This is a genomic window from Geodermatophilus sp. SYSU D01119, from assembly GCF_054049975.1.
The window spans coordinates 244,125-268,996 of record NZ_JBJGYL010000001.1 but is presented as its reverse complement, the minus strand read 5'-3'; the positions used below and the strand labels follow the sequence as shown (position 1 = coordinate 268,996).

Annotated in this window: 26 protein-coding genes and 1 tRNA gene; 18 read left to right on the top strand and 9 right to left on the bottom strand. The window is 72.0% G+C overall.

Annotated features, from left to right (window positions below; genetic code table 11):
• Window positions 1-26: 26 nt before the first annotated feature.
• The gene (locus ACI79X_RS01285) at window positions 27-1,571 is read right to left on the bottom strand and encodes a PucR family transcriptional regulator ligand-binding domain-containing protein (RefSeq protein ID WP_457023603.1); all 1,545 of its coding nucleotides are present in this window, start codon (window positions 1,569-1,571) and stop codon (window positions 27-29) included.
• Window positions 1,572-1,701: 130 nt separating this feature from the next.
• Here ACI79X_RS01285 and ACI79X_RS01280 point away from each other — a divergent pair, with 130 nt between their 5' ends.
• The 4 genes from ACI79X_RS01280 (at window position 1,702) to ACI79X_RS01265 (ending at window position 4,773) form a co-directional block, all read left to right on the top strand.
• Window positions 1,702-2,199 carry a nucleoside deaminase gene (locus ACI79X_RS01280; RefSeq protein WP_457023602.1) on the top strand — a complete coding sequence of 166 codons (498 nt, stop codon included), beginning with the start codon at window positions 1,702-1,704 and terminating at the stop codon, window positions 2,197-2,199.
• A complete protein-coding gene (codB, locus tag ACI79X_RS01275; RefSeq protein ID WP_457023601.1) occupies window positions 2,196-3,515 on the top strand; it encodes a cytosine permease in 1,320 nt (439 codons plus the stop codon). Before ACI79X_RS01280 ends, codB begins: the two co-directional genes overlap by 4 nt.
• Window positions 3,516-3,524: 9 nt before the next feature.
• On the top strand, window positions 3,525-3,794 hold the full coding sequence (locus tag ACI79X_RS01270) for a hypothetical protein (RefSeq protein ID WP_457023600.1): 270 nt from the start codon (window positions 3,525-3,527) through the stop codon (window positions 3,792-3,794).
• 247 nt (window positions 3,795-4,041) lie between these two features.
• Window positions 4,042-4,773, top strand: coding sequence for a hypothetical protein (locus ACI79X_RS01265; RefSeq protein WP_457023599.1), 732 nt, complete (start codon window positions 4,042-4,044; stop codon window positions 4,771-4,773).
• A gap of 235 nt (window positions 4,774-5,008) precedes the next feature.
• On the opposite strand, the gene ACI79X_RS01260 is transcribed toward ACI79X_RS01265, so the two are convergent.
• Window positions 5,009-5,179 (bottom strand): helix-turn-helix transcriptional regulator, encoded by a 171-nt coding sequence (locus ACI79X_RS01260; RefSeq protein ID WP_457023598.1) that lies wholly within the window; start codon window positions 5,177-5,179, stop codon window positions 5,009-5,011.
• Window positions 5,180-5,378: 199 nt separating this feature from the next.
• Here ACI79X_RS01260 and ACI79X_RS01255 point away from each other — a divergent pair, with 199 nt between their 5' ends.
• Complete coding sequence (locus tag ACI79X_RS01255; RefSeq protein ID WP_457023597.1) at window positions 5,379-5,624, top strand: hypothetical protein; 246 nt, start codon at window positions 5,379-5,381, stop codon at window positions 5,622-5,624.
• A gap of 628 nt (window positions 5,625-6,252) precedes the next feature.
• Here the strand turns inward: ACI79X_RS01255 and ACI79X_RS01250 are convergent.
• Entirely contained in the window at window positions 6,253-6,690 is a 438-nt protein-coding gene (locus ACI79X_RS01250; RefSeq protein WP_457023596.1) for a hypothetical protein, read from the bottom strand.
• A gap of 745 nt (window positions 6,691-7,435) precedes the next feature.
• Between ACI79X_RS01250 and ACI79X_RS01245 the strand changes: the two genes are divergently transcribed.
• Window positions 7,436-8,635, top strand: coding sequence for a tyrosine-type recombinase/integrase (locus ACI79X_RS01245; RefSeq protein ID WP_457023595.1), 1,200 nt, complete (start codon window positions 7,436-7,438; stop codon window positions 8,633-8,635).
• A gap of 72 nt (window positions 8,636-8,707) precedes the next feature.
• On the opposite strand, the gene ACI79X_RS01240 is transcribed toward ACI79X_RS01245, so the two are convergent.
• The gene (locus tag ACI79X_RS01240; protein ID WP_457023594.1) at window positions 8,708-9,520 is read right to left on the bottom strand and encodes a hypothetical protein; all 813 of its coding nucleotides are present in this window, start codon (window positions 9,518-9,520) and stop codon (window positions 8,708-8,710) included.
• Between the two features lie 877 nt (window positions 9,521-10,397).
• A complete protein-coding gene (locus ACI79X_RS01235; protein ID WP_457023593.1) occupies window positions 10,398-11,552 on the bottom strand; it encodes a hypothetical protein in 1,155 nt (384 codons plus the stop codon).
• 199 nt (window positions 11,553-11,751) lie between these two features.
• Here ACI79X_RS01235 and ACI79X_RS01230 point away from each other — a divergent pair, with 199 nt between their 5' ends.
• From ACI79X_RS01230 to ACI79X_RS01205, 6 genes are all read left to right on the top strand, one after another.
• Window positions 11,752-12,027 carry a hypothetical protein gene (locus ACI79X_RS01230; RefSeq protein WP_457023592.1) on the top strand — a complete coding sequence of 92 codons (276 nt, stop codon included), beginning with the start codon at window positions 11,752-11,754 and terminating at the stop codon, window positions 12,025-12,027.
• Between the two features lie 72 nt (window positions 12,028-12,099).
• Window positions 12,100-14,931 (top strand): FtsK/SpoIIIE domain-containing protein, encoded by a 2,832-nt coding sequence (locus tag ACI79X_RS01225; RefSeq protein ID WP_457023591.1) that lies wholly within the window; start codon window positions 12,100-12,102, stop codon window positions 14,929-14,931.
• The gene (locus tag ACI79X_RS01220; protein ID WP_457023590.1) at window positions 14,931-15,884 is read left to right on the top strand and encodes a hypothetical protein; all 954 of its coding nucleotides are present in this window, start codon (window positions 14,931-14,933) and stop codon (window positions 15,882-15,884) included. The genes ACI79X_RS01225 and ACI79X_RS01220 overlap by 1 nt, the downstream gene beginning before the upstream one ends.
• Window positions 15,881-16,186: a hypothetical protein gene (locus tag ACI79X_RS01215; RefSeq protein WP_457023589.1), complete on the top strand. Its 306-nt coding sequence runs from the start codon at window positions 15,881-15,883 to the stop codon at window positions 16,184-16,186. The genes ACI79X_RS01220 and ACI79X_RS01215 overlap by 4 nt, the downstream gene beginning before the upstream one ends.
• Complete coding sequence (locus tag ACI79X_RS01210; RefSeq protein ID WP_457023588.1) at window positions 16,183-17,148, top strand: EndoU domain-containing protein; 966 nt, start codon at window positions 16,183-16,185, stop codon at window positions 17,146-17,148. The genes ACI79X_RS01215 and ACI79X_RS01210 overlap by 4 nt, the downstream gene beginning before the upstream one ends.
• Before the next feature lie 463 nt (window positions 17,149-17,611).
• Window positions 17,612-18,973: a type II toxin-antitoxin system PemK/MazF family toxin gene (locus tag ACI79X_RS01205; protein ID WP_457023587.1), complete on the top strand. Its 1,362-nt coding sequence runs from the start codon at window positions 17,612-17,614 to the stop codon at window positions 18,971-18,973.
• A gap of 282 nt (window positions 18,974-19,255) precedes the next feature.
• Here ACI79X_RS01205 and ACI79X_RS01200 read toward each other — a convergent pair.
• A tRNA-Arg gene (locus ACI79X_RS01200) sits at window positions 19,256-19,331 on the bottom strand.
• 90 nt (window positions 19,332-19,421) lie between these two features.
• Between ACI79X_RS01200 and ACI79X_RS01195 the strand changes: the two genes are divergently transcribed.
• The gene (locus tag ACI79X_RS01195) at window positions 19,422-19,751 is read left to right on the top strand and encodes a hypothetical protein (RefSeq protein ID WP_457023586.1); all 330 of its coding nucleotides are present in this window, start codon (window positions 19,422-19,424) and stop codon (window positions 19,749-19,751) included.
• On the opposite strand, the gene ACI79X_RS01190 is transcribed toward ACI79X_RS01195, so the two are convergent.
• Window positions 19,721-20,536 (bottom strand): alpha/beta fold hydrolase, encoded by an 816-nt coding sequence (locus ACI79X_RS01190; protein WP_457023585.1) that lies wholly within the window; start codon window positions 20,534-20,536, stop codon window positions 19,721-19,723. The two genes, ACI79X_RS01195 and ACI79X_RS01190, sit on opposite strands and share 31 nt — an antisense overlap.
• An 89-nt stretch (window positions 20,537-20,625) precedes the next feature.
• Between ACI79X_RS01190 and ACI79X_RS01185 the strand changes: the two genes are divergently transcribed.
• The 4 genes from ACI79X_RS01185 to ACI79X_RS01170 are packed head-to-tail and all read left to right on the top strand — an operon-like array spanning window position 20,626 to window position 23,257.
• The gene (locus ACI79X_RS01185) at window positions 20,626-21,072 is read left to right on the top strand and encodes an SRPBCC family protein (protein WP_457023584.1); all 447 of its coding nucleotides are present in this window, start codon (window positions 20,626-20,628) and stop codon (window positions 21,070-21,072) included.
• Between the two features lie 40 nt (window positions 21,073-21,112).
• A complete protein-coding gene (locus ACI79X_RS01180) occupies window positions 21,113-21,967 on the top strand; it encodes an NAD-dependent protein deacetylase (RefSeq protein WP_457023583.1) in 855 nt (284 codons plus the stop codon).
• The gene (locus tag ACI79X_RS01175) at window positions 21,964-22,263 is read left to right on the top strand and encodes a biopolymer transporter Tol (RefSeq protein ID WP_457023582.1); all 300 of its coding nucleotides are present in this window, start codon (window positions 21,964-21,966) and stop codon (window positions 22,261-22,263) included. Before ACI79X_RS01180 ends, ACI79X_RS01175 begins: the two co-directional genes overlap by 4 nt.
• A gap of 31 nt (window positions 22,264-22,294) precedes the next feature.
• Complete coding sequence (locus ACI79X_RS01170; protein WP_457023581.1) at window positions 22,295-23,257, top strand: MSMEG_6728 family protein; 963 nt, start codon at window positions 22,295-22,297, stop codon at window positions 23,255-23,257.
• A 37-nt stretch (window positions 23,258-23,294) separates the two neighbouring features.
• Here ACI79X_RS01170 and ACI79X_RS01165 read toward each other — a convergent pair whose 3' ends face one another.
• Both ACI79X_RS01165 and ACI79X_RS01160 read right to left on the bottom strand, forming a co-directional pair.
• A complete protein-coding gene (locus ACI79X_RS01165) occupies window positions 23,295-23,714 on the bottom strand; it encodes a PaaI family thioesterase (protein WP_457023580.1) in 420 nt (139 codons plus the stop codon).
• On the bottom strand, window positions 23,711-24,073 hold the full coding sequence (locus ACI79X_RS01160) for a VOC family protein (protein ID WP_457023579.1): 363 nt from the start codon (window positions 24,071-24,073) through the stop codon (window positions 23,711-23,713). Before ACI79X_RS01160 ends, ACI79X_RS01165 begins: the two co-directional genes overlap by 4 nt.
• Window positions 24,074-24,161: 88 nt before the next feature.
• On the opposite strand from ACI79X_RS01160, the gene ACI79X_RS01155 reads away from it, so the two are divergent.
• A complete protein-coding gene (locus ACI79X_RS01155; RefSeq protein ID WP_457023578.1) occupies window positions 24,162-24,860 on the top strand; it encodes a YbaK/EbsC family protein in 699 nt (232 codons plus the stop codon).
• Window positions 24,861-24,872 lie beyond the last annotated feature (12 nt).

Below are 24,872 nucleotides of genomic sequence, written 5' to 3'. Positions count from 1 at the left end.
CCGCCGTCCCTACCCGGGACGGGCGGTCAGTGCGGGCGTCCGGGCACCGTCTGCGGGTCCAGGCCGGTGCGCACCCGCCAGGCACTCAGGGCGGTGCCCAGCCGGGTGCGCTGGCCGGCGTCGTCGACCGGCGCCCCGAGCAGGCGCTCGATGCGCTGCAGGCGGGCGTACAGCGTCTGCCGGCGGACGCCCAGCACCTCCGCCGTCCGCGTCTTGCTCATGCCGGTCGCGACGTGCGCGTCCAGCGTCCGCAGCAGGTCGGTGCCGTGCGCGGCGTCGTGGTCGAGCAGCGGGCCGAGCTGGGCGGTCACGAAGGCGGCCAGCGCGGCGCCGTCGACGCTGCCGGCCAGCAGCCGGTGGACGGCGAGGTCCTGCGCGAGCACGACCGGGTGCCGGCCGCCGATGCGCCGAGCCATGGCGACGAGCTCGCGCGCCTCGGCCACCGCGTCCGGGACGGCCGCGAGGTCGGCGACGGGGTCGGCGACGGCGACCGTCCGGACGGCGGGGTCCGCCGCGCCCGCGCACAGCAGGGCCCGCATCCGCTCGGCCGCCTCGCGCTGGCGCCGCTGCGCCGACCGCGGCCAGCCCCGGCCGAGGACGACGACGGTGCTGCCGGCGGCACCGGCCAGGCAGCGGCCCAGGACGCTCTCGGCCGCCTCGCGCACCGCGGGCACCGCCTCGCTGGCCGGCGTGCGCCGGTCGAGCTCCACGGCCGCCACCAGCAGCGGCGTGCCCGGCGGGTGCGGCCAGCCGGCCGCGGCCAGGCGGTCCCGCAGGTCACCGGCCGACACCAGCACCCCGGCCACCAGGTCGGTGACCACCGCCTGCGCCAGCGACGGCCGGGAGCCGGGGTCGGGGTGGCGGCCGAGCTCCAGCGCGACCGCCACCGCCGCCCGCTCGGCGACCCCGGTCCGCCGCGGCGTCGCCCGGCCGTGCAGCACCAGCCGGCCCACCGGACCGTGCGGGCCGCGCACCTCGGCGCCGCAGCGCTCCGCCGAGTCGTCCAGCCCGTGCGGGCTGCTGCGCTCGACCACCCGCCCGTCGACGTCGAGGAGCTCCACCGGGCACTCGGCCAGCCGCGACGTCGCGTGCAGGAGGGCGGCCAGCCCCTGCCCGGAGACGACCAGGCCGAGCAGCTCCTGCCAGACCGGCTCCCCGGCGCGCCGCCAGGACAGCTTGCGGCGCAGCAGCAGCTCGTGGAAGTCCTCGACCATCCGCACGAACGGGACCACCTCGCGCAGCGCGAGCAGCACCATCCCCCGGCGCCGCGCCGTCTCCAGCAGCTCCGGGGGGACGGCGGCGAAGGAGCGCCCGAGCTCGAGGGCGAGGGCGGTGCACCCGGCGTCGGCCAGCTGCTCGGCGTAGTCGGTGACCTGCTGCGCCGAACGGCCGTGCAGCCCCAGACCGGTGGTGAGCAGCAGCTCCCCGCCGGCCAGCAGGCCGCCCATCTCGTAAACCTCCGAGGAGTGCACCCAGCGCACGACGGCGGCGTGCGGGTCGCCGGCCAGGACCTCGGGCGCGGCGGCGCGGACGGCGGGCAGGGCGAGCACCTCGGCCACGGTCGGCAGCACTCGCGCACCGTGGCCGGGCGGCGGACACGGTGTCAAGCGATCGCCTGTCCGGACCGCACGCGGTGTCCCTTGTCCGGGGACCCCGGGGCGGCTTCGCTGCGAGGTCACGACGACGTCCCGAGGAGAGCCCGTGACCACCGTGCCCCTGCCCAGCGCACCTCCCGGCCTGTCTCCGGAGGAGCTCGACCGCTTCCACCTCGGCCTCGCGATCGAGCAGGCCCGCATCGGCTGGGAGGAGGGCGGCGTGCCGATCGGCGCCGCCCTGGTCTCCCGCGGGCAAGTGCTCGCCGTCGGCCGCAACCGGCGGGTGCAGATGGGCAGCCCGATCCGGCACGGGGAGACCGACTGCATCGACAACGCGGGCCGCCAGCCGGCGTCGGTCTACCGCAGCAGCGTGCTCTACACGACGCTCTCGCCCTGCTTCATGTGCGCCGGCACCGCCCTGCTCTACGAGATCCCCCGCATCGTCATCGGGGAGAACCGCAGCTTCCAGGCGTCGGAGGAGCTGCTGCGCTCGCACGGCGTCGAGCTCACCGTCCTCGACGACGCCGAGTGCATCGAGCTGATGCGCCGCATGATCACCGAGCGCCCGGAGATCTGGAACGAGGACATCGGGGAGGAGGCGTGAGCAGCGCACCGCGCACCGACGGGCGCGTCCCCGGCGCCGACGAGGCCGGCGTCGTCGACCCCGACTACCCGGTCACCCCCGTCCCGGCGCACGCGCGCAAGTCGTTCTTCTCCGTCGCCGTCGTCCTCCTCGGCTTCACGGTCTTCACCCCGACGATGCTCGCCGGGGCGGCCCTCGGCCCGGCGTTCTCCTTCGGCGACCTGCTGCTGGTCATCGCCCTCGGGTCCCTCGTGCTCGGCACCTACGTCGCCGTCATGGGCTGGATCGGGGCGCGCACCGGCCTGACCACCGTCGTCATGGCCCGCTACACCCTCGGCTCGCGCGGCGCGAAGCTCGCCTCGATCCTGCTCGGCGGCACGCAGATCGGCTGGTACGGCGTCGTCGTCGGCACCATCGGCGACCTGACCGCCGAGGCGTTCGGCTGGCAGTCCTACGGCGCCCGCGCCGCGGTCATGGTGGCGACGAGCGCGCTGATGTGCGCCACCGCCTACTGGGGCTACCGCGGCATGTACTGGGTGTCGCTGGTGTCGACGCCGCTCATCCTGGTCCTGGCGTTCTGGGTGCTGGCGCGCTCGCTGCAGGAGGTCGGCGGGTGGGACGGCCTGGCCGGCATCGAGCCGACGACGTCGATGGCGATCGCCGTCGCGGTGACCACCGTCGTCGGCACGTTCGTCTCCGCCGGCACGCAGGCGCCGAACTGGACCCGGTTCGCCCGGACGGGGTCGCACGCGGTGTGGGCCTGCGTCATCGGCTTCTTCGTCGGCAACGGGCTGATGGTGTTCTTCGGCGCGGTCGGCGCCCTCACCTTCGGCGAGGGCGACTTCGTGCTCGTCCTCTACCAGCTGGGGCTGGTCGGCTGGGGTCTGGTGCTGCTGTTCGGCAACCTCTGGAAGAGCAACGCCGACACCGCCTACGCCTTCGGGGTGGCCGGCGCCGAGCTGTTCGACCGGCCGCGCAAGGCGCCGTTCGTCGTCGGCGGGTCGGTGATCGCCACCGCGCTGGCGCTGGTCGGCGTGGAGGACCACCTGGTCGACTACCTCGTCCTGCTCGGCACCTTCATCCCGCCGCTGGGCGGGGTCGTCATCGGCGACTTCCTGGCCCGGTGGCGCCGGGGCATCCCCGAGGGCCACGTGCCGCCGGCGCTGCGCTGGCCGAACCTCGCCGCCTACGCCGTCGCCGCGTTCCTGGCCTGGCTCAGCGGCGAGCTCGGCATCGGCATCCCGCCGGTGATCGGCATCGTCGTCGCAGTGGCGCTGTCGATGGCGCTGGCCCGGTTCGCGCCGGCCGACCGGACGGGGGCCGGCGCGCGGGGGTAGGACGGCGGCATGCGGGTGCGGCGGGTGACGGCGAACCTCCGGGTGCCGGACGTGGCGGCGGCGGAGGAGTTCTACGCGGACTTCTCGGGCCTGGGCACCGAGGAGTTCAACCTCGGCTGGGTGGCGCGGCTGATCGACCCGGACACCGGCGCGCACGTCCAGCTCGTGTCCCGCGATGCCACCGCACCGAGGTGCCGGCGATCTCGGTGCACGCCGACGACGCCGATGCCGCCTGGGCCGAGGCGCGCGAGCGCGGGTATGAGGTCGTGCACCCGCTGACCACCGAGGAGTGGGGCGTGGGCGGTTCCTCGTCCGCGCGCCCGACGGCACCGTCGTCAACGTGGTGCAGCACCGCAGCTAAAACGCTTTCGCCCGCCGGCCCGGTCACGGCTACGGTCGCCCCCGCCGTGTCGGACGCACAGGAGGGAGGACCCGTGGACAGGCTGACGTGGGTGCTCCCCTGCGGGGACACGGTCGGGCGGTAGGCCGCTCAGGAGCGCCGTCCGCACTCCCGGAGGGCACGACCGTGCAGACCACCTCGGAACGACAGTCCGACGACGGCGTCCTCGAGCGCCGCCTCCTCCTCGGCGGGGTCCCCGGCGTCCTGTGGACGCCTCCGCCCGGCCCCGCACCCGCCCCGCTGGTCCTGCTCGGGCACCCCGGCGGGCTGTCCCGGATGTACCCGCGCCTGTTGGCCCGGGCCCGGCACTGCGTGGCGGCCGGCCGGGCCGCGGCCGCGCTCGAGCTCCCGTGGGCCGGGGAGCGGCCTCCGTCGGCCGCCGCCGAGGCCGCCCGCGCCGACCTGCAGCGGGCGCTGGCGGCCCGGCGGCCGGTCGACGAGGGGATCGTCGACCGGCTCGTCCTGCCGCTGGTGGAGGCCGCGGTCCCGGAGTGGCGCGCCGCCCTCGACGCCCTGCTCGCGCTCCCGGGGCTCGGCGGCCCGGTCGGGATCTCGGGCGGGATCGTCTCGATCGCCGTCCGGCTGGCGGCGGTCGACCCGCGCATCACGGCCGCCGTGCTCTTCGCCGGCAGCTACGTGCCCCAGACCATCCTGGAGGAGGCGCGGCGGGTGACGGTCCCGCTGCTGGTCCTGCTGCAGTGGGACGACGAGGGCAACGACCGGCAGACGGCCCTGGACCTGTTCGACGCGCTCGGGTCGCGGGAGAAGACGCTGCACGCCAACACCGGCGGGCACACCGGCGTCCCGGCGTTCGAGGCCGACGAGGTCGACCGCTTCCTCGCCCGGCACCTGGGGTGAGGTGCTGGTGCCCCCGGCAGGATTCGAACCTGCGACACACGGTTTAGGAAAGTGATCTAGCCAGTCTTGGATGCCGTTGGCGGTCGATGGATAACGACTCTGACCTGGGCTTATGTGGTTGACCCGTGATGAGCCGAATTGAGGTCTGGTGGACGTCATGCGGACTGGATGCGGACTGGAGCGCCCAGGCCGGAGAGCGGATGTCCCACTGGTCCGCCGGGACGCGGCCGTCTCCTCAACGGGTCTCGGTCCGCCGACGAGCGTCGAGCCACGCATCCACATCAGCCCGTTTGAGTATCACCCGACGTCCGAGGCGGAAGCCCACCGGTCCCTCGCCGAGGTGTCGCCAGTAGCGAAGGGTGGCCACGGGCGTCCGCAGGTACGCCGCGGTCTCGGCGAGCGTCATGAGGTCGCTCGCACTGGTCCGAGCATTGGTGGATGTCATGTGCTGCCTCCGAGCGCCTCGATGCGAGTCCACTGCTGCGAGGCGGCTTCACCACGGCCGTCACCGCCCGACCACCCCACGCAGCAGTCAGCGTGCGGAGGCTTCTCCAGTGGACCTGCAGTGCGAGCTCGAGCGGCGTGCCTCAGGGGCTGGAGGTCCGGTGCGCCAGTCGCCGGGTGCGAGCTTGGCGTTGCCGGTCGAGAGATCCGCTGCGGACGTAGGCGCGTCGGCGGTGTGCGCTCAGGACGGTCTCAAGGGCATCGAGGAGATCCAGGAGGTCGCGGTCGTAGACGCGACCGCTGTCGATCTGGCCGGCAAGCGCGCTGAGCAGTCCCGGCCAGTCATGGCGCGTCGGCGTCGTGGGGACGGGCACCTCGACGCGTCGCTCGACGACCTGCACGGCTGACCGACCCGACGCCGCTGCCCTGGTCTGCTCCCAGGCGCGGTGTCGACACGTGGCCGAGCACCACTTCGGTAGCGGGCCACGGCTGCGTGGGTGATCAGTCCGCCGCACCAGGTGCAGGTGGTGGCCGCCGCCCGGCGTCGTGCAGGGACCTTCTCGTCGTCGGCTGCGTCGCGCGCCGGTGGCTCACGCGGCGCCCGCTGTGCGTTGTCTCTGTGCCGGCGCTCAGCCTCGGCTCGGCGCTTCCGGCAGTCGGCCGTCCCTGTGCGCCCATGCCGGGGAGGCTGCTGACGAGCTTCCTGCTACTCGTCACAACGAGTCAGGAGGCCGACAGTGCATGAGGTGTGTCCCTCTTGATCTTGCGGGTCTCTAGTGCCGGTGGCCTCGGCCTGAGCGGCGCGTTGAAGCGCGTCCAAGACGGCCTGAGCTAGTTGCTCGAAGGCCACCGCAGATGTTGGCCGGGTGTCCTTGAAGGCGGCTTCAGGGACACGAGCGAGCTAGGAGCAAGGCACGAACAAACCCGGGAGCGGGCTGGGGGCCGTCGCTAGCTCGACCGTCTCGCACCCGAAGTCGATCTGCGCATCTCTGGTCTATGTGCGGCGCGGCGGTCACCGCTCCGACGCGGCGACTGTCAAGCGGACGCGGGATACGTCGCCCAATCAGGGAAGCTCTCCCCGTCGAAGCAGTCGATCGCCAGCTCGGCCAGGTCCTGGCACGCGGGGAAGTAAGCCTCGGGCAGTTGCCGTCGGAACTCTCCCGCGACCACCTTGCCCGAGGGGCGAGTCACGTATGCCTGCGTGCTCAGGGACGAGCGACTCCACGACTTCCGCTCCTCGATCACCATCGTCTCGAGTGCCGTTGCGTCCGGACACCACAGGCGCACGTACTCAAGCTCCATCTGCAGGCGCTCCTCGTACCGCGGGGTCTGCTCCAGCCGCTGCGCGAACGAGGCGCGGTCGCGCTCGATGCACTCGTGGTGGAACCACGCGGTGCCGCGGTACTCGATCGAGGTGCCGACCGGGTATGCGACGCCGCAGAGGCCGCAGCGGCCTCGGAACTTCGCGGGCATGGGCGGACGCGGTCGAGCGCAAGCGGCGTGAGCCCACCGGTCGAGGAATCGTTCGATCTCTGCGTCTACGGCGTAGCGCCTGTTGCAGGACTCGCAGGTTCCGGAGAACTTCGCTCGGATCGCCATGCGGCATGGTGCAGCACTGTTCGGGTTTGAGCGGTCCCCCGACGTCGTCCTCGATCGGGTGGCCGTGCGCGCCGTTCGCCGACCGTGCCTGTCTCAATACGGGCCTCTGGGCTGGGGCGGCTCCGGAGCATCTTGCGGATGCTCACCCTGCTGCCTCCATCCCTCGGGAGGTGACTCATCAGTCGGCCGTGGCCCCTGATCGAGTCTTGAGCCGACGCGGCACGCGTCCTTGAGTCACCTCTGTCACGACAGTTGGTGCTTACCCCATTGAGGTACCACCGGCTGCCCCTAAGGCCGCCTTCAGGGACACCTGCAGGAGGCCCTTCTCAAGCGCCGACCTGTGAGGGCCCTTGCGCACCGTCGACTCCGTTGGCGGCTGCAGTAGTGCTTCGGCCGCGCTCCGTGCCGCCTGAGCAGAGCTCGAGAAGTACTGGAGAAGTGGCGTGTATCCAGTCCTCCGGTCACGGCCGAGCTAGATATGGCGCGCCGTCCACAGTCCGTTGGCCATCCACAGATTTGGCTCGAAGCCCGGCTCAATTACTCGGTCGTCGTATCTCGTCGATTGGCTGTCGGACGTCGCCGATGGCCTCGACGAGCCGGGGAACGGAGGTCCGCACCGATGGCCACCATCCAGGACCGCTGGCATCGCAAGAACCGTCAGACAGGAGAAGTGGAGCGGACCGCGCTCTACGGCACGGGCAAGCGCTACCGAGTCCACTTCCGCGACCCGTCCGGCCGAGAGGTCACCAAGGCCTTCAGTCGCAAGGTCGATGCGCAGCGGTGGCTCGACGAGCAGACGGTCGCGCTGGTCCGGGGGACGTTCGTGCACCCCGAGCTGTCCCGTCAGACCGTCGGTCAGTGGGCAGAGACCTGGTTCGCCGGCCGCTCCCACCTCGGGCCCAAGACGTTGGCCAGCTACCGCTCACTGCTCCGGGCGCGGGTGCTCCCTCGGTGGGAGCGCGTCCCGCTCGGCCGCGTGGCACACGGCGAAGTCGTCGCGTGGGTGGCCGGCATGCGTGCCGACGGCCTGTCGGCCAGCCGGACCCGGCAGGCGTACCACCTCCTGACGTCGATGCTCGACGCCGCGGTCAAGGACGGCAGGCTGGCGCGCAACGCGGCCGCCGGCGTCGACCTCCCACGCCTGCCGACCACCGACCGCCGGTACCTGACCCACGGGCAGCTCGCGGACCTGGCGGACCACTGCGGACCGCACCGGCTGCTCGTCCTGGTCCTCGGCTATACCGGGCTCCGCTGGGGTGAGGCGGCCGCGCTGCGGGTCCGGCGGGTTGACCTGCTGCGCGGCCGCATCGAGGTGGCCGAGTCGGTGACGGAGGTCGAGGGGCGCTCGGTCTTCGGGCCGCCCAAGTCCCACGCGCGCCGCTGGGTGCCGGTGCCGCGGTTCCTGGCCGACCACCTGGCCGACCACCTGGCCGGCCGGGGCCCGGAGGAGTTCGTCTTCCCCTCGAGGACCGGAGTGCCGCTGCGCGTCGGCAACTTCCGGCGCGACCGGTTCGACCGCGCGGCCATCGCCGTGGGGCTGGCCGGCCTCGTGCCGCACGAGCTCCGGCACACCGCGGCCTCGCTCGCCATCGCGTCCGGTGCCTCCATCAAGGGCGTCCAGTCGATGCTCGGACACGCGTCGGCGGCGATGACGCTGGACCGCTACGGCCACCTCTTCGGGGACGAGTTGGACGCCGTCGCCGAGCGGATGGACGCCGCTCATGCGGAATGGTTGCCGATTGAGCGTCCACACGGTCCGCAGCCGCGATGCTCGCGTGGGAGTCCTTGGACATCTAGCTCACCGTGCGACGCCTCGTGAACGGCCCGACTTCGGGCCGTGCCCGCGATGGCGATGGCTGTCGCGGGCACGGCCCAGATGGCGGAAGGTACGTTAGGGAGCAGCCGGTGCTGGCTGCGCCGCGGATTGGGCCAGAGCCCCCCGCCAGCCGACCTCAAGTCGATCGAGCTCCGCCTGAGCGGCGGCCAGCTCGCCCACCGTGGGCGTTCCGGCCTCGACCTCGCGGAGACGCTGAGCGGCAAGCTCGACCGCGCCGGTGTCTGCGATCGCCTGCGTCAAGCCGGCGGCAGCTGCGGCGCGCATGGCGGGGAGCTGCTCGACGAACCGCTGCTCGGCCACGACAGCGTTGTTGATCGCGGTAGCCAGGGCGTGGATCTGCGTCACCGAGAAGTCCGCGCGCTGCTTCTGTTCCACCAGGACGAGGTCACCGGTCTCTCGGACGCGAGGGTCACCGACGTCCTTCATCCGTATGTCGAAGGCGCGGAACACCGTTGATCCGTCAGCTGCGGTGACGTAGAGGATTGCGCTCTCATGGGTGGCCTCCACACGTGCACGCGCTCCGAGGAGGGGCACGGTGCGCCGTGAGACCTCGACAGCGTGCTCGTGGAGCTTGACGTCCTTGAGCGCGGTCAACTTGTTGCCCATGCCGGGGTTCTCGAGCACGGCCACCCGCTGCTGCAGGTCGGCGACGCGCTTGTCGTATGCCGCTCGGGCCTGCTCGTCGCCACGTCGAGCGTCACGCAGCTCGGCCTCACGCTGCTTGCGGAGGGAGGCGACACGAGAGCGGCCAGCTGCCAGCGCCTGCCGCTGCTCCTTGAGGTCGCCGCTGAACGCGGCCCGGACTCCGCCGTATCGCCTCGCCTGCACGGCGACGAAGGCCGCTGCGGAGAGGACGATCAGCGCCACGAATGTCAGGACAACCAACACGAGAGGACTCCTTGTCGAGCGTTGGGATCGATGCGTCCCGAAATGCTTCGGATGAGTCGTCGCGGTTCTTGAGCACTGATACGCGGACTACCTCCTTGGGAGGTTTAGTGCGGAGGGTGATGCCTGCGGCGCTCGCTGACGGAACCCCGGCGCATGAGTCGGTCCCTTCTTCCTCGGTCGATGAGCGGAGATCGGCTCGCGCACGGCCTGGCCCCGAAGACGTACCGCCCGGTCCCAGCCGGCCGTCTGCCTACTGCTGTGAGCAGAGAAAGCACGTCGCCTCGTCCACAACCGGTGCCGCGCTGTGGGTCGGCGGCCCTTCACAGGCACCGGGCGGTCACCACCGACCCACCTGTCGGCCGGCACGGGGTACGCGAGTCGGCGTCCCGCCATCATGGCGTCCGACGCCTGGACTGAGGGCCGCGCGAGGCTCGAACACGATCTGGTGGCCGTGCCCGCTCACCCGGCACGTCCAAAACGTCGTCATCGACTGGCTGGACGCCGCTCCTGCGAATCGGGTAGCGCCGACGCGTGCGGATGCCCACCTCTCAGACCCACGGGGCAGCCAATGGTCGACGAGGCCCTTGAGGGACCACAGGCGGACGGGGCGGGCGATGCGCGGCCAACCGCGGCTCGTGGCTGGGCGAGAGGCGTCAGGTCGACCGGAACCCCATCACATCCAAAGCACAGTCGCTGCAAGCGAGAACGCTCCCGGGTGCGACGCCACCTGGCTCGTAGACCAGATCGCCACCACAGAAGCTGCAGGATCCGGGGATGCTGGTCCCGGTCAGGTCACGATCGCCACAGATGTGGAGCAGAGGGCCGTCCTGCCCGGCACCTGCCGGTCCCGAGGCGGTCATCTCCGCCACCAGGCCCGCGAGCCGCCCGATGCCGCAGCTCGGACCGCGTCACGGAACCGCGTTAGCCAGTCTCCGCCGTCGTCGTCAGGAAGGGGTAGATGGCCGGGGACCGCTGGCGTGGAATCGGTTGCGCGGACGCGGTACGAGATGGCCTTGCGTGTCATGCCCGCGACGGCCACCTGTCCCACCGACATGTGTCTGTGGTCGACCTCGGACAACTCCTGCACCTGCAACTCGCCTCGGTCCACGTCGTAGTGGATGGCGTGACGGTCGGAGATGGCCGTGACGCCGGCACCCTTGCGCCGGAAAGAGGCCGCGAACCGGTGCGTCGTGCGGCCCTCGAGGAGGCGAGCTATCTCCTGGAGGGCCCCGATGTGCCGTCCCATTGCGCCAGGCCGCTCGAGGCGGATCCCGCGTAGGAGGCCCTCGTGCCGTTCGCTGAAGACGGGCGACGCCGTCACGGTCGTCCAGTCAAGCGCGTGCAGCATGGCGACGAAGCCGACCTCGTCCTCGGGTGCCGGAAGTAGCGTGAAGGCGCGTGACTCCACCGTGAAGGTGAACGCGATCCCCTCCACCTCGCCGATCGTGAGTGCGGAGGTGCTGGCGGAGTCGACAAAGGCATAGGGCATCCAGAGCGGCTTCCGCTCGTCAAAGCACCAGTAGAGCCCGTGCGTACTGACGATCACGACGCAGGTCGCAGAGCGGTCGCCGATGAGCACCAGGCCGCCGCTCACACCGACCGCCTCCTCGCCCTCGTCTGCCTGCTCGCCGAAGCGGGTGAGCATCAGCTCGGCCATCGGCCAGTCGGGGAAGGTGCGGTAGCGATTACGCGTCATCTCGATCATCGCCGCGGCATCCGGCCGGCTCAGCGTCCCGTGCTGGAGGTCCGCGGACTGGCCGGCCTCGCACCGGGCCTTGATGGCCTCCCAGTCCGACGTCATCCGTCCTATCCGCTCCGCCGTGATCCGTACACCGCGGGCGTACCGCTGGAACGCAGCGAGGGCGGCGCGGTCCTTCGCGACCTGAGCTTGCTGTTGGGCCTCGAGATCGGCCAATGCCGCCCGGGCTGCCCGCAGGGCCTGCTCGGCTTCGCTCTGTGCGCAGGGAAGACAGTCCTCCAGCACGCCGTGGAGGCAGGACGTGATCGTCATGCCGTCTGATCGGTCGGGTGACGTCCTCGCTTGAACGTCCTCGAGTGCAAGAGGGCGTGAGGGCCGCGGTGCCAGCCCGAGCTCACCCCTCGGGACGAGGCCCGGGCGCGCGGCTCAAGTCCGTCGCCGGCCGTCCGAAGTATCCGGCGAGACATGCGGTCGGCGTCGACCGCATCCCCATCGACGGAGGAGGAACAGCATGACGCAGGCACTGACCGGGGTGAACGTCCACCCGGAGACGCTCCAGCGGCTGATCGACGCGATCACGACCTTCCAGGAGCAGGTCGAGTCCGCGAAGTCGGAAATGACCGCGGCCGTCGGCGCTTCGGCCGAAGGCTGGAACGACTCGGTGTCGCAGCGGGTGACGGGTGAGATCACCGAGCTGGTCGAGGGCCTGAACGTGGAGGCCGGCGACGACATCAAGGCCACCATCACCGCGAAGCTCGAGCAGATCGAAGCGTTCCTCGCCGGCTGATCCTCGCCGTGGCCGCGTTTCGAGGACGCGGCCACGGTTTTGGATCCCCCGTCCGTCCCCCTCAGGAGACCCGTGTCCGCCACCGATCGACGTGCGGCCGTTGCCGGCGAACAGCTGTCAGCAGCCCTGCAGGAGCTCAAGCTCACGAGTCAGTACGCCCTGGCCTCCCTGCGCAGCACCGCGACGGCCGTCCAGGCCGAGACGCGTTCACGTGTCCAGGCACTCGAGGCGGCGATCAGCTCCGCCCGCGCGGTCAAGGAGCGGGAGGCGGTGGAGCGAAACGAGTTCCACCGGAGCCGCCTGTGCGACGGTCTGTTGTCCCTGCCCGCACCGGCCACCATGTCCTTCACGCACCCCCAGTGGCGCACCGTGTCGGAGCTCGCAGCGGCGGCCCCGACGCCGGTCCTGCGCATCGGCGACCTCATCGCCGGTGGGGCCGACCTGACCGAGGCCCTGCTGCCCAACCCGGCGCTCAGGAACGTGACGCTGCAGAGCGGCGAGTCGGATCGGGACCTCCTGATCGGGATGATCGAGGGTCTGCTCGTCCGTGCTCTCACGGCGCCGCCGCCGGGCGGCATCCGTGTCCACGTGCTCGACCCTCACCACAACGGGACGTCCCTCGCCCGCTTCGGCGTGGCTGACACGACCCGCGGCGGCGTCTTCGAGCCGGTCGCCGTGACGGGGCCGGACATCCGGAACCGGCTCGAGTACCTGGCCCGTCGGGTCGCGACGGTCTCGCAGCGCTTCCTCCAGGGCAGTCACCGCACCCTGACGGCCTACAACGCGTCGACCGACGTGCCGGAGCCGCACCACCTGGTCATCGCTCTCGACGTCCCGCGTTACGGCAACGGCGAGCTGTCCCAGCTGGCGACGCTGGCTCGTACGGGTGCGGCGTGCGGCGTCCACGTCCTCGCGGTGGTCGACACCGACGCGCCGCGCCGGGCACATGACCCGGACATCAGTCCTCTCCTCGCCGCCGACGGTGTCACGGTGGACGGCGCCGGCCGGGCCAGGCTGGCCGGTGTCCGACGCGATCACGTCGTCCGCCTGGAGGACGCGCCGCACTCCGACGTCGTGCACGCGGCGGTGGCCGCCGCTGAGGCGCAAGCGCAGGCCGGTAATCAGCGCGCCCTGCAGTTGACCGACCTGCTCGCGGACGTGCCGCGGTGGGGCCCGCGGCCCGGAGCGACGATCAGCGCTCCCATCGGTCGCAGCGGTGGACTGCCGTACGAGTTCGCCCTGGACGTCAAGGGCAACGGCGGAGTGCACGCGCTGGTCGCCGGCATGACCGGCATGGGCAAGTCGACGTTGCTGCACGCCGTCATCTGCGCGCTGGCTCACAAGTACTCACCTGAGCACCTCAACCTCTACCTGGTCGACGGCAAGGACGGCGTCGAGTTTCGCGCCTATGCACCACAGCGCTCCGAGCCGACCGCTCTGCCGCACGCGCGGGTCATCGCCGTCAAGAGCGACATCGAGATGTACCTGTCCGTCCTTGAGGAACTGGACGAGGAGAGGCAGCGTCGGTCCCAGGTCTTCGCCGACCACGAGGTGGCGGACATCGTCGAACTGGCGCAGGACCACCCCGATGTCCGGATGCCCCGCATCGTCGCCGTCCTCGACGAGTTTCACGTCCTCCTCGATGACAAAATCTATGGACCACGGGCGGCGGCCATGTTGACCGCACTGGCCAAGCAGGGCCGCAACGCCGGTATCCATCTGCTCCTCGCCACCCAGAGCCTGAACAACCTGGGCGCATGGGGCCCCAACAAGGGCCTGTTCGACCAGATCGGCCTCCGCATCGCGCTCAAGACCAAGGACACGCAGTCCTCGGCTGCCGTGCTCGGTGAGGGCAACGAGGCTGCCGCCCGACTCACGCGTCGTGGCGAGGCACTGGCCAACTCGACCGGAGACCCGGCGCAGAACGTGCCCGTGCAGGTCGCCCTGGTCGACAAGCTGGCGCGGGCGCAGTTGAAGCGCGAGCTGGCATCCCTCGCGCCGGCGTCCGAGCCCCCGTTCGTGTTCGACGGCTCCGGCCTGGCGGCGCTGGGGTCGGCCGGTCCGCTCCTCGCCGGCCTCGCTGGGGACCTTCCCCGCGTCGTCAGTGGCGAGACCCGCCTGTGGTTGGGTGCACCGGTCGAGGTCTCGCACACCGTGGCCGGCACCTTGTCCGATCACCGGGGTGCCAACCTTGCCATCATCGGCACCGGGCGGCGCGATGAACGTGACCTGTTCGGGGTGCTGGCCGGGGCGACGCTGTCGGCCGCAGCACAGCATCACGGCGGTCGGTTCGTGCTCTTGGCACCCCGAGTCGATCACCCGCATTACGCGGCCGTGACCGCCCTCGCGGATGCTCTGCGGTCCGTAGCATCCGGTGGCTCGGTCGAGGTCATCGACGTCCCCGACGCGGTAACCCGTCTGGCGGACCTGAACGCCGAGGTCGTTCAGGCGCAGGAGCGGGTGACGGCGCGGACGTTCGTCGTCGTCTTCGGTGCAGCCCGCATCCTGGAGCCGAGCGTCTTCGCCACGTTGGTCGAGACCGGGCCTGACAAGGGCTTCCACGTCTTCGGTGCCTGGGCCTCCCGGGCCGAGCTGGCGTCCGCGGTCCTGCCCAAGGGATCCATGGCGTCGTCCCCCAAGCTGCTCCCCAGCTTCGAGCTGCGGGTGATGGCGCAGCTTCCGGCTGACGAGCGCAGCGGTCTGGGCGTCGGGACGAAGGCGACCCCCGAGCAGGACCGCATGGTCCTGTGGCGACGGGACGAGCCCAACCGCCTGACGACCTTCATCCCCTTCGACGCCCCCGGCACGGCCGGCTGGGACCAGGTCCTGGCGGCGGTTCGGTCCTCCGGTCGACGGCACACGAACACGCCCGCAGGCGACATGAGTCAAGGACAGGAGCCGTGATGGAACCCGTGGACACAGAGCCTGGGAATCCTCGCGTGGAGACCGCATCGGCATCCCCGCTCGCCTGGGAGGACTACCGGTCCCACGTCGAGGCGCTGCTGGAGCACGAGGAGGACCTTGGGATCCTGCGTCGGGCAGCCGACGCCCTCGCACAGGAACGACGTGCGGAGTGCGAGAGCGACCGCGACGCCCTGCTGGCGCAGCTACACGACGAGCAGCGCCGGCTCGAGCAGTGGGTCACCGCAGCGGATCAGCGCGCGGCGTTCGTGGAGGACCAGTCCGGTGGCCGCCCGGCCATGTCCCTGAGACCCGGCGTCGGGGGAGACGTCCTGCCGTTCCGTCTGACGGACGGACCGAGGGTTTCCACCGATGACATCGCCGGTCGGGTGCAGACCAGCGTCCAGGCCGTCGACGCCGCAATAGCGGCGCTACGCCTGGCGCGGCTGGAAGACGCAAGCGCCGAGCGCATGGCTGCCTGGCGCCGGCGTCGCCGGTTCGGACTCGCACGCGATGCCGTCGTGCTCCCTCTCACCTTCGGCGCAGCGCTCGTCTTCTACGTCGTCCTGTACTGGAGTTCCGACGGCGTAGGGCCCTTCAACGCGACCGTGTGGACGGCCTTCGCTGCTGGTGTGGTTGCCGCCATCGTGGCCGCGACGCGGTCATGGGTCTTCGCGCGCCTCGCTAAAACCGACGCGGTGGGGCTAGGGGAGCAGCGTCAGGGCGGGGCGCTGGAAGCCCTCCTGCTCGCCTGGGGGTTGAGCCTCGTCCTGTACGGCCCGGCACCGCGACCCTTCCGTGACGGAGGCGAGGAGTTTCTCCTCGGGTGGCTGGACTCCGCCCTCGTCGTTCTCGCGCCCATCGCAGGCCTTGTCATGTGGGGCTTCGCGCTCCGCAACGTGAAGCTGCTGTTCAACGACGCACCCAGCGTGGTGCCGGCCGGAGGTGCCGCATGAACGCCCAGGGAACCGTTGACGCCGATCCCGCAGCCATCCGTGCCCTGGGTCTCGCGTGGGTGGAGTTCATGCTCGAAATCGCCCATGCCGCCTCGGAGCTGCGGAACGTGATCGACGAGGTGGCTCCGGAGCTGGAGTCGATCCCGCACGTCATCGGGTCTGCCGCCGAACTCGCCGCGGGAGCTGACTGGACGGCGAACCAGCTCGACCCCATCCGACTGGACCTGATCCAGCTGGCCGAACTCCTCGAGCAGTACCTGCACGGCAGTGGTGCTGTGGTCCCAGGTGGAGGTGCCGCATGAGCGACTCGCGACCGGTGAAGGCTGATCCGGCGGCCATCCGCGCGCTGTGTCGGGCCTGGGTGGACTTCAACCTCGACCTGACGCACGCGTATTCAGAGCTCAGGAACGTTCTCGACGAGGTGAGCGCCGAGCTCGAGTCGGTCCCGCAGGTTGTGAGCGCTACCGCCGAACTCGCTGGGGGAGGCACCTGGACCGCCGACCAGCTAGACCCCATCCGCGTCGACCTCATCAACAGAGCCCAGGTGCTTGAGCAGTATCTGAGGGTGGGGGCCTCTCGGGCAAGCGCGGATCGACCTGAAGCGGACGTCTCTTCGGTGACCGGCGGCATCTCCGGCGAGGCTGTGTCAACAACCGCGAATGACGGCCCCGAAGCGTCCCCGGCGGCTAGCGTTTCAGGGTTGGCGCGGGGAGGCGGCGGCCGCGGAGGAGGACAGTCTCCGCCACCGCCCTGGTACGGGCTTGGTGATGCGGGAGAGCCTGCGCGACGCTTCGGCTCAGAAGGTCGGCCCGGGTGGTCGTCCCGTCAGCATGTAACGCGAGGGGAGCTTCGTCCGGACGGAAAATCTCTGGCGGGATACCACTCGCGGCCGAGGGGAGTAGATGTCGAGGGCTTCATCTTTGATGGGTCCACTCGTCAGGAGGTCGGCGGTGGTGCCTACTCAGGGCGTTGGCGAATCCTGGATGCCTCTGGTCGTCCAAGGTTCAAACCGAACGGAGGGGACCTGAGTAAGTTCTCGACCTTCTGGCCCGACTCGTGGTCCCTCGCCGACATCGAGGAAGCCATCGCCGACGCGTATGACGACGCCGTCGCCAAGGGGACGGTGACGGGGATGGTCTTTGAAGGTGTCGGTCGTGGCTTTCACATCTTCGTGAAGTGTGATGCCGACGTGGCTGCTGGCGGCACTGTCGTCACTGCCTTTCCTAGTGCATATGTTGGAGGAGACGGGTGGAGCAACGATTGATCGACGCCGTAGTCGTAGAGCCGTCCGGGCTCGTCAGAGTCGACGCGGCACCTGGGTATGAACTGCTTGGACTGTACCTTCGTGCAGATTTGCGAGGTCCTGACAGGGAACCCTTTGTGTCGGCAAACCGGCTAGTCGATGACGTCCTAGCTGGATGCGGTGGTGAGGGGTCGCTCGATACGGATATGTTCCATTTGGAGGCGCAGGGTGATTGCCTGTTCCTCCGGTTTGGTGACGCTAGCGACGATGACGGGCTAATCATTCCGGCGCGCCAGATTCGCGAGGTGTTCGATGCGTATGTAGCCGCCTTCGAGACTGGTTGATGGAAGATCAGATGAGGTGTGCGGTCCTTGTGCGTGACGGTGCCGCGCACTGGAAGTGCTCGCTCAAGAAGAACGGCTAACGTGCCGAAACACCGGGTGTTGATTGCGGCGTTCGCCGCGACTGAGCGAGTGGGGGAGTAATGCGTCTGATTTTTTGGCTGATCGGCGCGGCGGTGCTGTCCACGCCCGTCTATGGAATCCTCAAGAGCCTGGCGGCGTTTGAGGCCGTCCGGTGGGTGCTCGGGGTGTCCGAGTCGCCACGGTTCGCCGACCCGGTGGACGCGGTGACCATGCTGCCGCTGCTCTTCGTCGGAGCGGCCGTCTGGCACCTGATCATGAGCCGCAAGGCCGGCGGGCGCTTGGACCTCGCCGGCATCCTTGGGGCGGCGGTCACGTCGGGTCTCCTCCTCGTCCTGAGTGGCGCTCTCGTGACGCGCCTGCTGACTCTCCTCACTCCCGCGGACGAGGGCGCCTTGACCCTTGGGCCCCTCCTCGGGTGTGGTGCACCCCTGCTTTTCAAGATTCTCACTAGGTTTGCCCGTCCGCGGCATACGGATCCGGCCGTAGGTGAGATCTGGTGGGCCGACGTCCCCTTCGAGGAGGTCGCGGACAGCAAGGACAGGCCGTGCCTTGTCATCGACGCCAACAGCGAGCGCGCCGTCGTCCTCATGATCACGAGCGTCGACAAGTCAGGGCGTCCCGGCTATGTGTGGATGGACTCGACCGGCTGGTACGAGGGCGAGAAGTCGAGCTGGCTCAAGATCGATCGACGGATCCCGCTCAAGCGGGCCGACTTCCGTCGCTACGCGGGGCCGTGTCCCCCTGAGATCTGGGCGCAGGTCGAGCGGGCTGTCCTGGGAGGTCCTGCACAGCCCCGGTCCGGTGCGGCCACTGCGCTTCCCCCTGTGCCGGCTTCGGCCGCCCCTCGAGGTCCGATCGGCTCAGTTGCACTAGCACCCCCGGCGCCGAAGGCCGTAATCGGCGTCCCGTACGTGGCGGATGACGTCCGTGCCGAGCCTCCGTGGCAGCTGCCTCCGATCCTCTCCGAGACCGCGGTTGCCAACGACCTGCAGAGTGGGGACCTGCTCGCGAAGCTCGTCTTGGAATCGGCGAGGATTCGAAGCCTCTTCACGGGGATGACCGATTACGACCTCGACATGCTCACCGAGCTGCACGACTGCGCCGGTCGGGCTGACCTCCAGGGCCTCTGGACGCTGGCAGTCAGCGAGACCTGTTTGGCCTTCGCCAGCGTGGTGCCCGCTGTTCGGCGCGCAGCGTTGCAGGAGCCGTCAGAGGAGTATGAGCAACTCGTCGCCATCGGAACGAACCTCGTCGGTCGGCTCGCGTGGTGCAGCAGCCTGCCCTTCGCGGTACCGCAGGCGGTCGGCCGGTCCACGCTGACGGCGCCCTACTGGCACGCCGAGCACATAGCGCCCGATGACGTCGATGGCTGGGCCCTCGCGTCGGTCGGGGCGTTCCGGGTGCTGGTTGACGCCTCCTGAAGATTTCCAGGGTCGGCATGGCGGTCGCCATGCCGACCCCGGTACCAGTCGGCCGCGACGCACATCGTGGCGTTGCTCACCGGGGCCGCCTGCGGCTCGGCCTGGGCGGTCCAGCCGCCGCCGGCCACGAGTCGGCTGCGAGGACGCCCGGTCGGTAGTGCTATCCCGTCCGGTGGCGAGTTGGACGCCGCTCGTGCGGACTGGATGCGGACTGAGGGCCCCAGCGGGGAGGCCCGCCGGTCAGCGGATCGAGCTGGTCATCGCGTTGACCAGCAGTTGGGCTGGTGCCCCCGGCAGGATTCGAACCTGCGACACACGGTTTAGGAAACCGATGCTCTATCCCCTGAGCTACGGGGGCTCGTCGGCGCGGGGCCGACCCGGGGCGTGCCGAGGCTACCGGGGGAGTGCGCGGCTCCCCGCGCAGCGTCCCGGGGCCTACCGTCGGTCCGTGGTGCTCGCGGTGGTCGAGATCGTGGTGCTGCTGGTGCTGCTCGGCCTGCTGCTGTCCCGGCTGGGGGTCTGGACGGCGGCGCGCCCCGCCCTCCCGGCGCCGCCGCGGGCGACGTGGGGCGCCGCGCACGACGAGGTCGACGGCGTCACCCGGGTGCTGCTGCGGCGCTCCCGCCCCGGGCCGGACGGCGAGCCGGTAGTGCTCGAGGACCGCGTGTTCGCCACCTTCCCGGCCGACGACCCCGCCTGGGAGGCCCGCTTCACCGAGGCGATGGCCGGCGCCCGCTTCCGCTGCCGCTACCTCGACGCGGAGGAGTCCCCGGGCTGAGCCGCCCGGCGCGCAGTCTCCTCGACCAGGCGCACGATCGTCCGCGGCCGGTCGGACTGCGGGGCGTGGCCCGCCCACACCAACGGGACGAAACGGGAGCCGGGGACCAGCGGCAGGTAGCGCACCGTCTGCCCCGACGCGATCCAGTCCGCCACGCCCTGCACCAGCGTCACCGGGCAGGCGATCCGGTCCATGCCCCGCGGCACGTCGACCAGCAGCGCCCAGAGCAGGGTGCGCCAGTAGTCGCGGGAGTCGGCGAACCCCTCCCGCGCGCCCAGGGCCTCGTCGGGGGAGGTCGCCCAGGGCCGGGCCTTGAGCGGCGCCAGCAGGGCCGCCCGGCCGAGCGCCGAGCGCGACAGCGGGCCCACCAGCGGCGCGCCGACCCGCATCACCACCCGCGCCAGGGCCATGCCGCTGCCCTGCACGAGCCGCTCCGGCGGCACGTTGAGGCCCGACGGCGCGATGGCCACCACCGACAGCGCGCGACCGCGGCGGGCCAGCTCGAGGGCGACCCGGGCGCCGAGGGAGTTGCCGAGCATGTGCACCCGGCCCAGGCCCTCCACGTCCAGCGTCCGCTCGACGGCGTCGGTGATCGCCGCGACCGTGGGCCGGCGGTCCAGCGCGGGGGAGGACCCGACGCCGGGCAGGTCCACGTCCAGCACGTCGAAGCGGCCGGTCAGCTGCGGGAGCACCGCGGCGAAGTCGCGCCGCGAGCTGCCCATGCCGTGCAGGAGCAGGAGGGGCTCGCCCGTGCCGGCGCGGGAGGAGGAGAGCACTGCGTCCACCCACCGTCGGTACCCGCGAGCCCGGCGCCGCACGGGTGAGCCCGGCCACTCCCGCGGCCCGGCGGCAGCGGGCAGGGGAGGATGGCCGCATGGGACAGGTCGTGGCCACCGCCGAACGCGTCGTCCGAGCCCCCGTCGACCGGGTCCGCGCGGCCCTCGCCGACTACTCGGGCGTCCGGTCGCGCACGCTGCCCGAGCAGTTCAGCGACTACCGCGTCGAGGCCGGCGGCCAGGGCGCGGGCACCCGCGTGCACTGGCGGTTCGCCGCGACGAGCAAGCGCGTGCGCGAGCAGGACGTGGAGGTCAGCGAGCCCGAGGGCACCCTGGTCGAGCGCGACACCCGCTCCTCCATGGTCACCACCTGGACGGTCCTGCCCGCCGCCGGCGACGGCAGCACCGTGCGGGTGCGCACCACCTGGGACGGCGCGGGCGGCGTCGGCGGCTTCTTCGAGCGCACCTTCGCGCCCAAGGGGCTGCGGCGCGTCTACGACGAGCTGCTCACCCGCATCGAGCGGGAGCTCGTCGCCTCCTCCTGACGTCGCGGCGGGGGTGGCGCCCGCGGAGGACGATGGGCCGGTGACCGCCGCCCTCCCCGCCGTCGAGACCCCGGCGGCCCTCGACGAGCTCACCGGCCTGGTCGCCGACGGCGACGTCCTCGTCCTCTCCGGCGCCGGCCTGTCCACCGACTCCGGCATCCCCGACTACCGCGGCGCCACCGGCTCGCTGCGCCGGCACACGCCGATGACCTGGCAGACCTTCCGGCGCGACCCGCGCGGGCGGCACCGCTACTGGGCGCGCAGCTACGTCGGCTGGCCGCAGATGGCCGCCGCCCGCCCCAACGCCGGGCACTCCGCCGTCGCCCGGCTGCAGCGCGCCGGGCTGCTCGGTGGCGTCGTCACGCAGAACGTCGACGGGCTGCACCAGGCCGCCGGCGCCCGCGACGTCGTCGAGCTGCACGGCGGCCTCGACCGCACCGTGTGCCTGTCCTGCGGCGACGTCGCCCCGCGCGCCGAGCTGCACCGCCGGCTGCGGGCGGCGAACCCGGCGTTCGGCCCGCGCGCCGACGAGGTGAACCCCGACGGCGACGCCGAGCTGCCCGACGAGGTGCTCGACGGCTTCGTGATGGTCGACTGCCGCGCCTGCGGGTCAGGGCCGCTCAAGCCCGACGTCGTCTTCTTCGGCGAGACGGTGCCGCGCGACCGCGTCGACACCTGTTTCCGGATGCTCGAGGACTCCGGCTCCCTGCTCGTCCTCGGCTCCTCGCTCACCGTCATGAGCGGCTACCGGTTCGTGCTGCGCGCCGCCGAGCTCGGCATCCCGGTGGGCGTGGTCAACCTCGGCCCGACCCGCGGCGACGCCAAGGTCGACGTGAAGGTGGACGCGCCGCTCGGCGAGGTGCTGCCGGAGCTCGCCCGCCGCTGCGGCGCGTGACCCGCCGGGAGGTCGGGCACACCGACGACGGCCGCTGGATCGTCGTCGACGGGCGGCGGTGGCGGAAGGCCGACCCGGCCCTGCCCGACGACGTCCGCGCCCGGCTGCTGTCCCACCTCGGCGCCGCCCGCTCGGCGGTGCGCACGGCCGGCGACCCGGAGGCCGTCCGGGCCGCGCGCGACCGGGTGCAGCTGGCCAAGACCGGGCTCGGGGAGCGGGGCCCGGCCTGGTGGGACCAGGACGACGACGCCCGCCGCGCCCGCTGGGAGGCGGCACTGGACGCGCTCGGCGGTTGACCGGCCGCCGGGCCGGGCAGGAAGCCCCGCGATGCAGACCTTCCTGCCGGTGGCCGACTTCGAGGAGAGCGCGCGGCTGCTGGACTCGCCGCGGCTCGGCAAGCAGCGCGTCGAGACGCTGCAGGTCCTGCGCGCCCTGGAGCTGCCCGACTACGGGTGGACCTCCCACCCCGTCGTGCACATGTGGCGCGGGCGGACGGCGGCGCTGGTCGTCTACGGCCTCGCGATGGTCCGGGTGTGGCGCGAGCGCGGCTTCGCCGACAGCACGCACACGCTGATCGCCGAGTTCGCCCCCGACGTCGAGCACGCCACGCAGGACGAGCTGGCGCGCGCCGGGCTGCTGCCCTCCTGGGTGGGTGACGAGGCGGTGCACCGCTCGCACCGGTCGAACCTGCTCGCCAAGGACCCGGACTTCTACCGGCCGCTGTTCGAGCCGCTGTTCGGCGTCGAGCCCGACGACCTGCCCTACCTGTGGCCGGGGCACGACGACGTCCCGCCGGCGCCCGAGCCGGAGGGCACCCGGGTGTGGGTCGTGCGGCCGCGGGCGCACAACGAGCTCGGCGCCTGCCTGGCCGCCGGCGTCGTCGGGCTGGGCACCCAGTCGGGGGTCGACGTCGACGCCACCGGGCTCTCGCCGGCAGAGCTGCGGGCGCTGGCCAAGGAGCTGTCCGGCCGGCGGCCGAGCAAGGACCTGCGCCAGCTGTCGACCTTCCTCGACGAGATCCGCCCCGGCGACCCCGTGGCGCTGCCCATCGAGCACGGCGCCGGCCTGCTGGTGGGCGAGGTGCTCGGCGACTACCTCTTCGAGGGCCGCGAGCTGCTGCCGCACCGCCGCCCGGCCCGCTGGGACCACGTGGTGCCGCGCGCCGCGGCGCGACCGCCGGCCACGCTGCAGGACCCGCGCGCGCTCTTCTCCGTCGTCCTCGACCCCGACGTGCTGCCGCCGTCGCTGGCCGGCACCACCTACCGCGAGCCCGCGCTGCCGCTGGTCTGAGGGCGGGGCGCCGCCGGGCCGCGGCGCCCCGCGGTGCTCAGGCCCCGGGCAGCGGCACGTTCTGCAGCCGCACCTGGCCGCGGGCGACGAGCTTGCCGTCCTCGGCGCGGGTGAGCTGCACCAGCCACAGCTGCAGGGTGCGGCCCTGCTGGACCGGCTCCGCGAGGACGTCGAGCCGCCCGGCGGTGACCGGGCGGAGGAAGTCGGTGCTGTTGTTGACCCCGACGGCGAACTGGCCGCGGTCGGCGACGGCGACGCTGGCCCCGATCGAGGCCGCCGACTCGATCACCGCGCAGTAGACGCCGCCGTGCACGACGCCCCACGGCGTGTGCTGGTCGGGCCCGAGCGCCACGGTGCCGGTGACCCGGGTGCCCGTGGCCTCCGCGACGTCGAAGCCGGTCGCCGCCACGAACGCGCTGGCCGAGGACCGGTCGACGCCGGGCACCCCCGCGCTCACGCGGCGTCCCAGACGAGGCAGAACGGGTGGCCCACCGGGTCGGCGTAGACGCGGAAGTCGCCCCCGCCGCCGGGCAGCTTCCGCGCGCCGAGCGCGAGCGCCTTCGGCTCGGCCTCGTCGATGTCGGGCACGTAGACGTCGAGGTGGAACTGCTGCGGCCGCGCCGGGTCCGGCCAGTCCGGCGGCACGAGGTCCGGCGCCTGCTGGAAGGCCAGCCGGTGGCCCTGCCCGGTCACCACCACCCAGTCGTCACCGGGGGCGCCCGTGCTCACCTCCATCCCGAGCAGGTCGGCGTAGAAGGTGGCGAGCGCGTAGGCGTCGGGCGCGTCGATGACGACGCTGTGCAACGAGCCGATCATGGGCCCATCCTGGCCGGTCGCCGGCGTCCCCACCGCCGGTGATCGGGCCGTCCGCCGCACGGATCCGGCCACGGGGCAGGATCGGGGCGTGCCCGACCCGACCGACCAGCCCCCCGTCCTCGGCTCGCTCACCTGGGAGCCGGCCGTGGCCCGCGCCGACCTGCTCGGTGCCCCGGTGGCCGCCGCGCTGCCCGCGCTGACCGGCCCCGCCTGGGTCGCGCCGGTCGACGACGACCTCGCCGACACCGCCGCCTTCACGGAGGCCTACGGCGTCCCGCTGGAGGCGTCGGCCAACTGCGTCGTGGTGGCCACCCGCCGCGCGGGGCAGACGGCGCTGGCCGCCTGCGTCGTGCTGGCCACCACCCGCGCCGACGTCAACGGCCTGGTCCGCCGGCACCTGGGCGCGCGGAAGGCCTCGTTCGCCCCGCAGGACGTCGCCGTCGCCGAGACCGGCATGGCCTACGGCGGCATCACGCCGCTGGGGCTGCCGCCGTCGTGGCCGCTGCTGGTCGACGCCGCGGTGGCCGCCGCGGACCTCGTCGTCGTCGGGTCGGGCACCCGCGGGGCGAAGATCGCGCTGCCCGGGGCGGTGCTGGCGGCGCTGCCGGGGGCGGAGGTCCTCGACGGCCTCGGCGTGCCGGCCGCCGAGCAGCCGCAGCCGGCCCCGGCCGCTCCGGTGGAGCGGGCGCCGGACGACCGTGACGTCGGCTGGGGCGAGCGGCCCGACGACGCCGATCCCGACCGGCGCTACCTCGAGGACCGCCCGCCCCACTGGGGCAGCGACTAGAGGGCGCGACTA

Coding starts and splice junctions, on each gene's coding strand:
- ACI79X_RS01260 (WP_457023598.1), bottom strand. CDS start 5,179: ATGACGCTCGCCGAGACCGCGGCGTACCTGCGGACGCCCGTGGCCACC.
- ACI79X_RS01270 (WP_457023600.1), top strand. CDS start 3,525: ATGCGGGTGCGGCGGGTGACGGCGAACCTCCGGGTGCCGGACGTGGCG.
- ACI79X_RS01205 (WP_457023587.1), top strand. CDS start 17,612: ATGCGTCTGATTTTTTGGCTGATCGGCGCGGCGGTGCTGTCCACGCCC.
- ACI79X_RS01185 (WP_457023584.1), top strand. CDS start 20,626: ATGGGACAGGTCGTGGCCACCGCCGAACGCGTCGTCCGAGCCCCCGTC.
- ACI79X_RS01235 (WP_457023593.1), bottom strand. CDS start 11,552: ATGACGATCACGTCCTGCCTCCACGGCGTGCTGGAGGACTGTCTTCCC.
- ACI79X_RS01245 (WP_457023595.1), top strand. CDS start 7,436: ATGGCCACCATCCAGGACCGCTGGCATCGCAAGAACCGTCAGACAGGA.
- ACI79X_RS01210 (WP_457023588.1), top strand. CDS start 16,183: ATGAGCGACTCGCGACCGGTGAAGGCTGATCCGGCGGCCATCCGCGCG.
- ACI79X_RS01215 (WP_457023589.1), top strand. CDS start 15,881: ATGAACGCCCAGGGAACCGTTGACGCCGATCCCGCAGCCATCCGTGCC.
- ACI79X_RS01250 (WP_457023596.1), bottom strand. CDS start 6,690: ATGCCCGCGAAGTTCCGAGGCCGCTGCGGCCTCTGCGGCGTCGCATAC.
- ACI79X_RS01220 (WP_457023590.1), top strand. CDS start 14,931: ATGGAACCCGTGGACACAGAGCCTGGGAATCCTCGCGTGGAGACCGCA.
- ACI79X_RS01160 (WP_457023579.1), bottom strand. CDS start 24,073: ATGATCGGCTCGTTGCACAGCGTCGTCATCGACGCGCCCGACGCCTAC.
- ACI79X_RS01170 (WP_457023581.1), top strand. CDS start 22,295: ATGCAGACCTTCCTGCCGGTGGCCGACTTCGAGGAGAGCGCGCGGCTG.
- ACI79X_RS01230 (WP_457023592.1), top strand. CDS start 11,752: ATGACGCAGGCACTGACCGGGGTGAACGTCCACCCGGAGACGCTCCAG.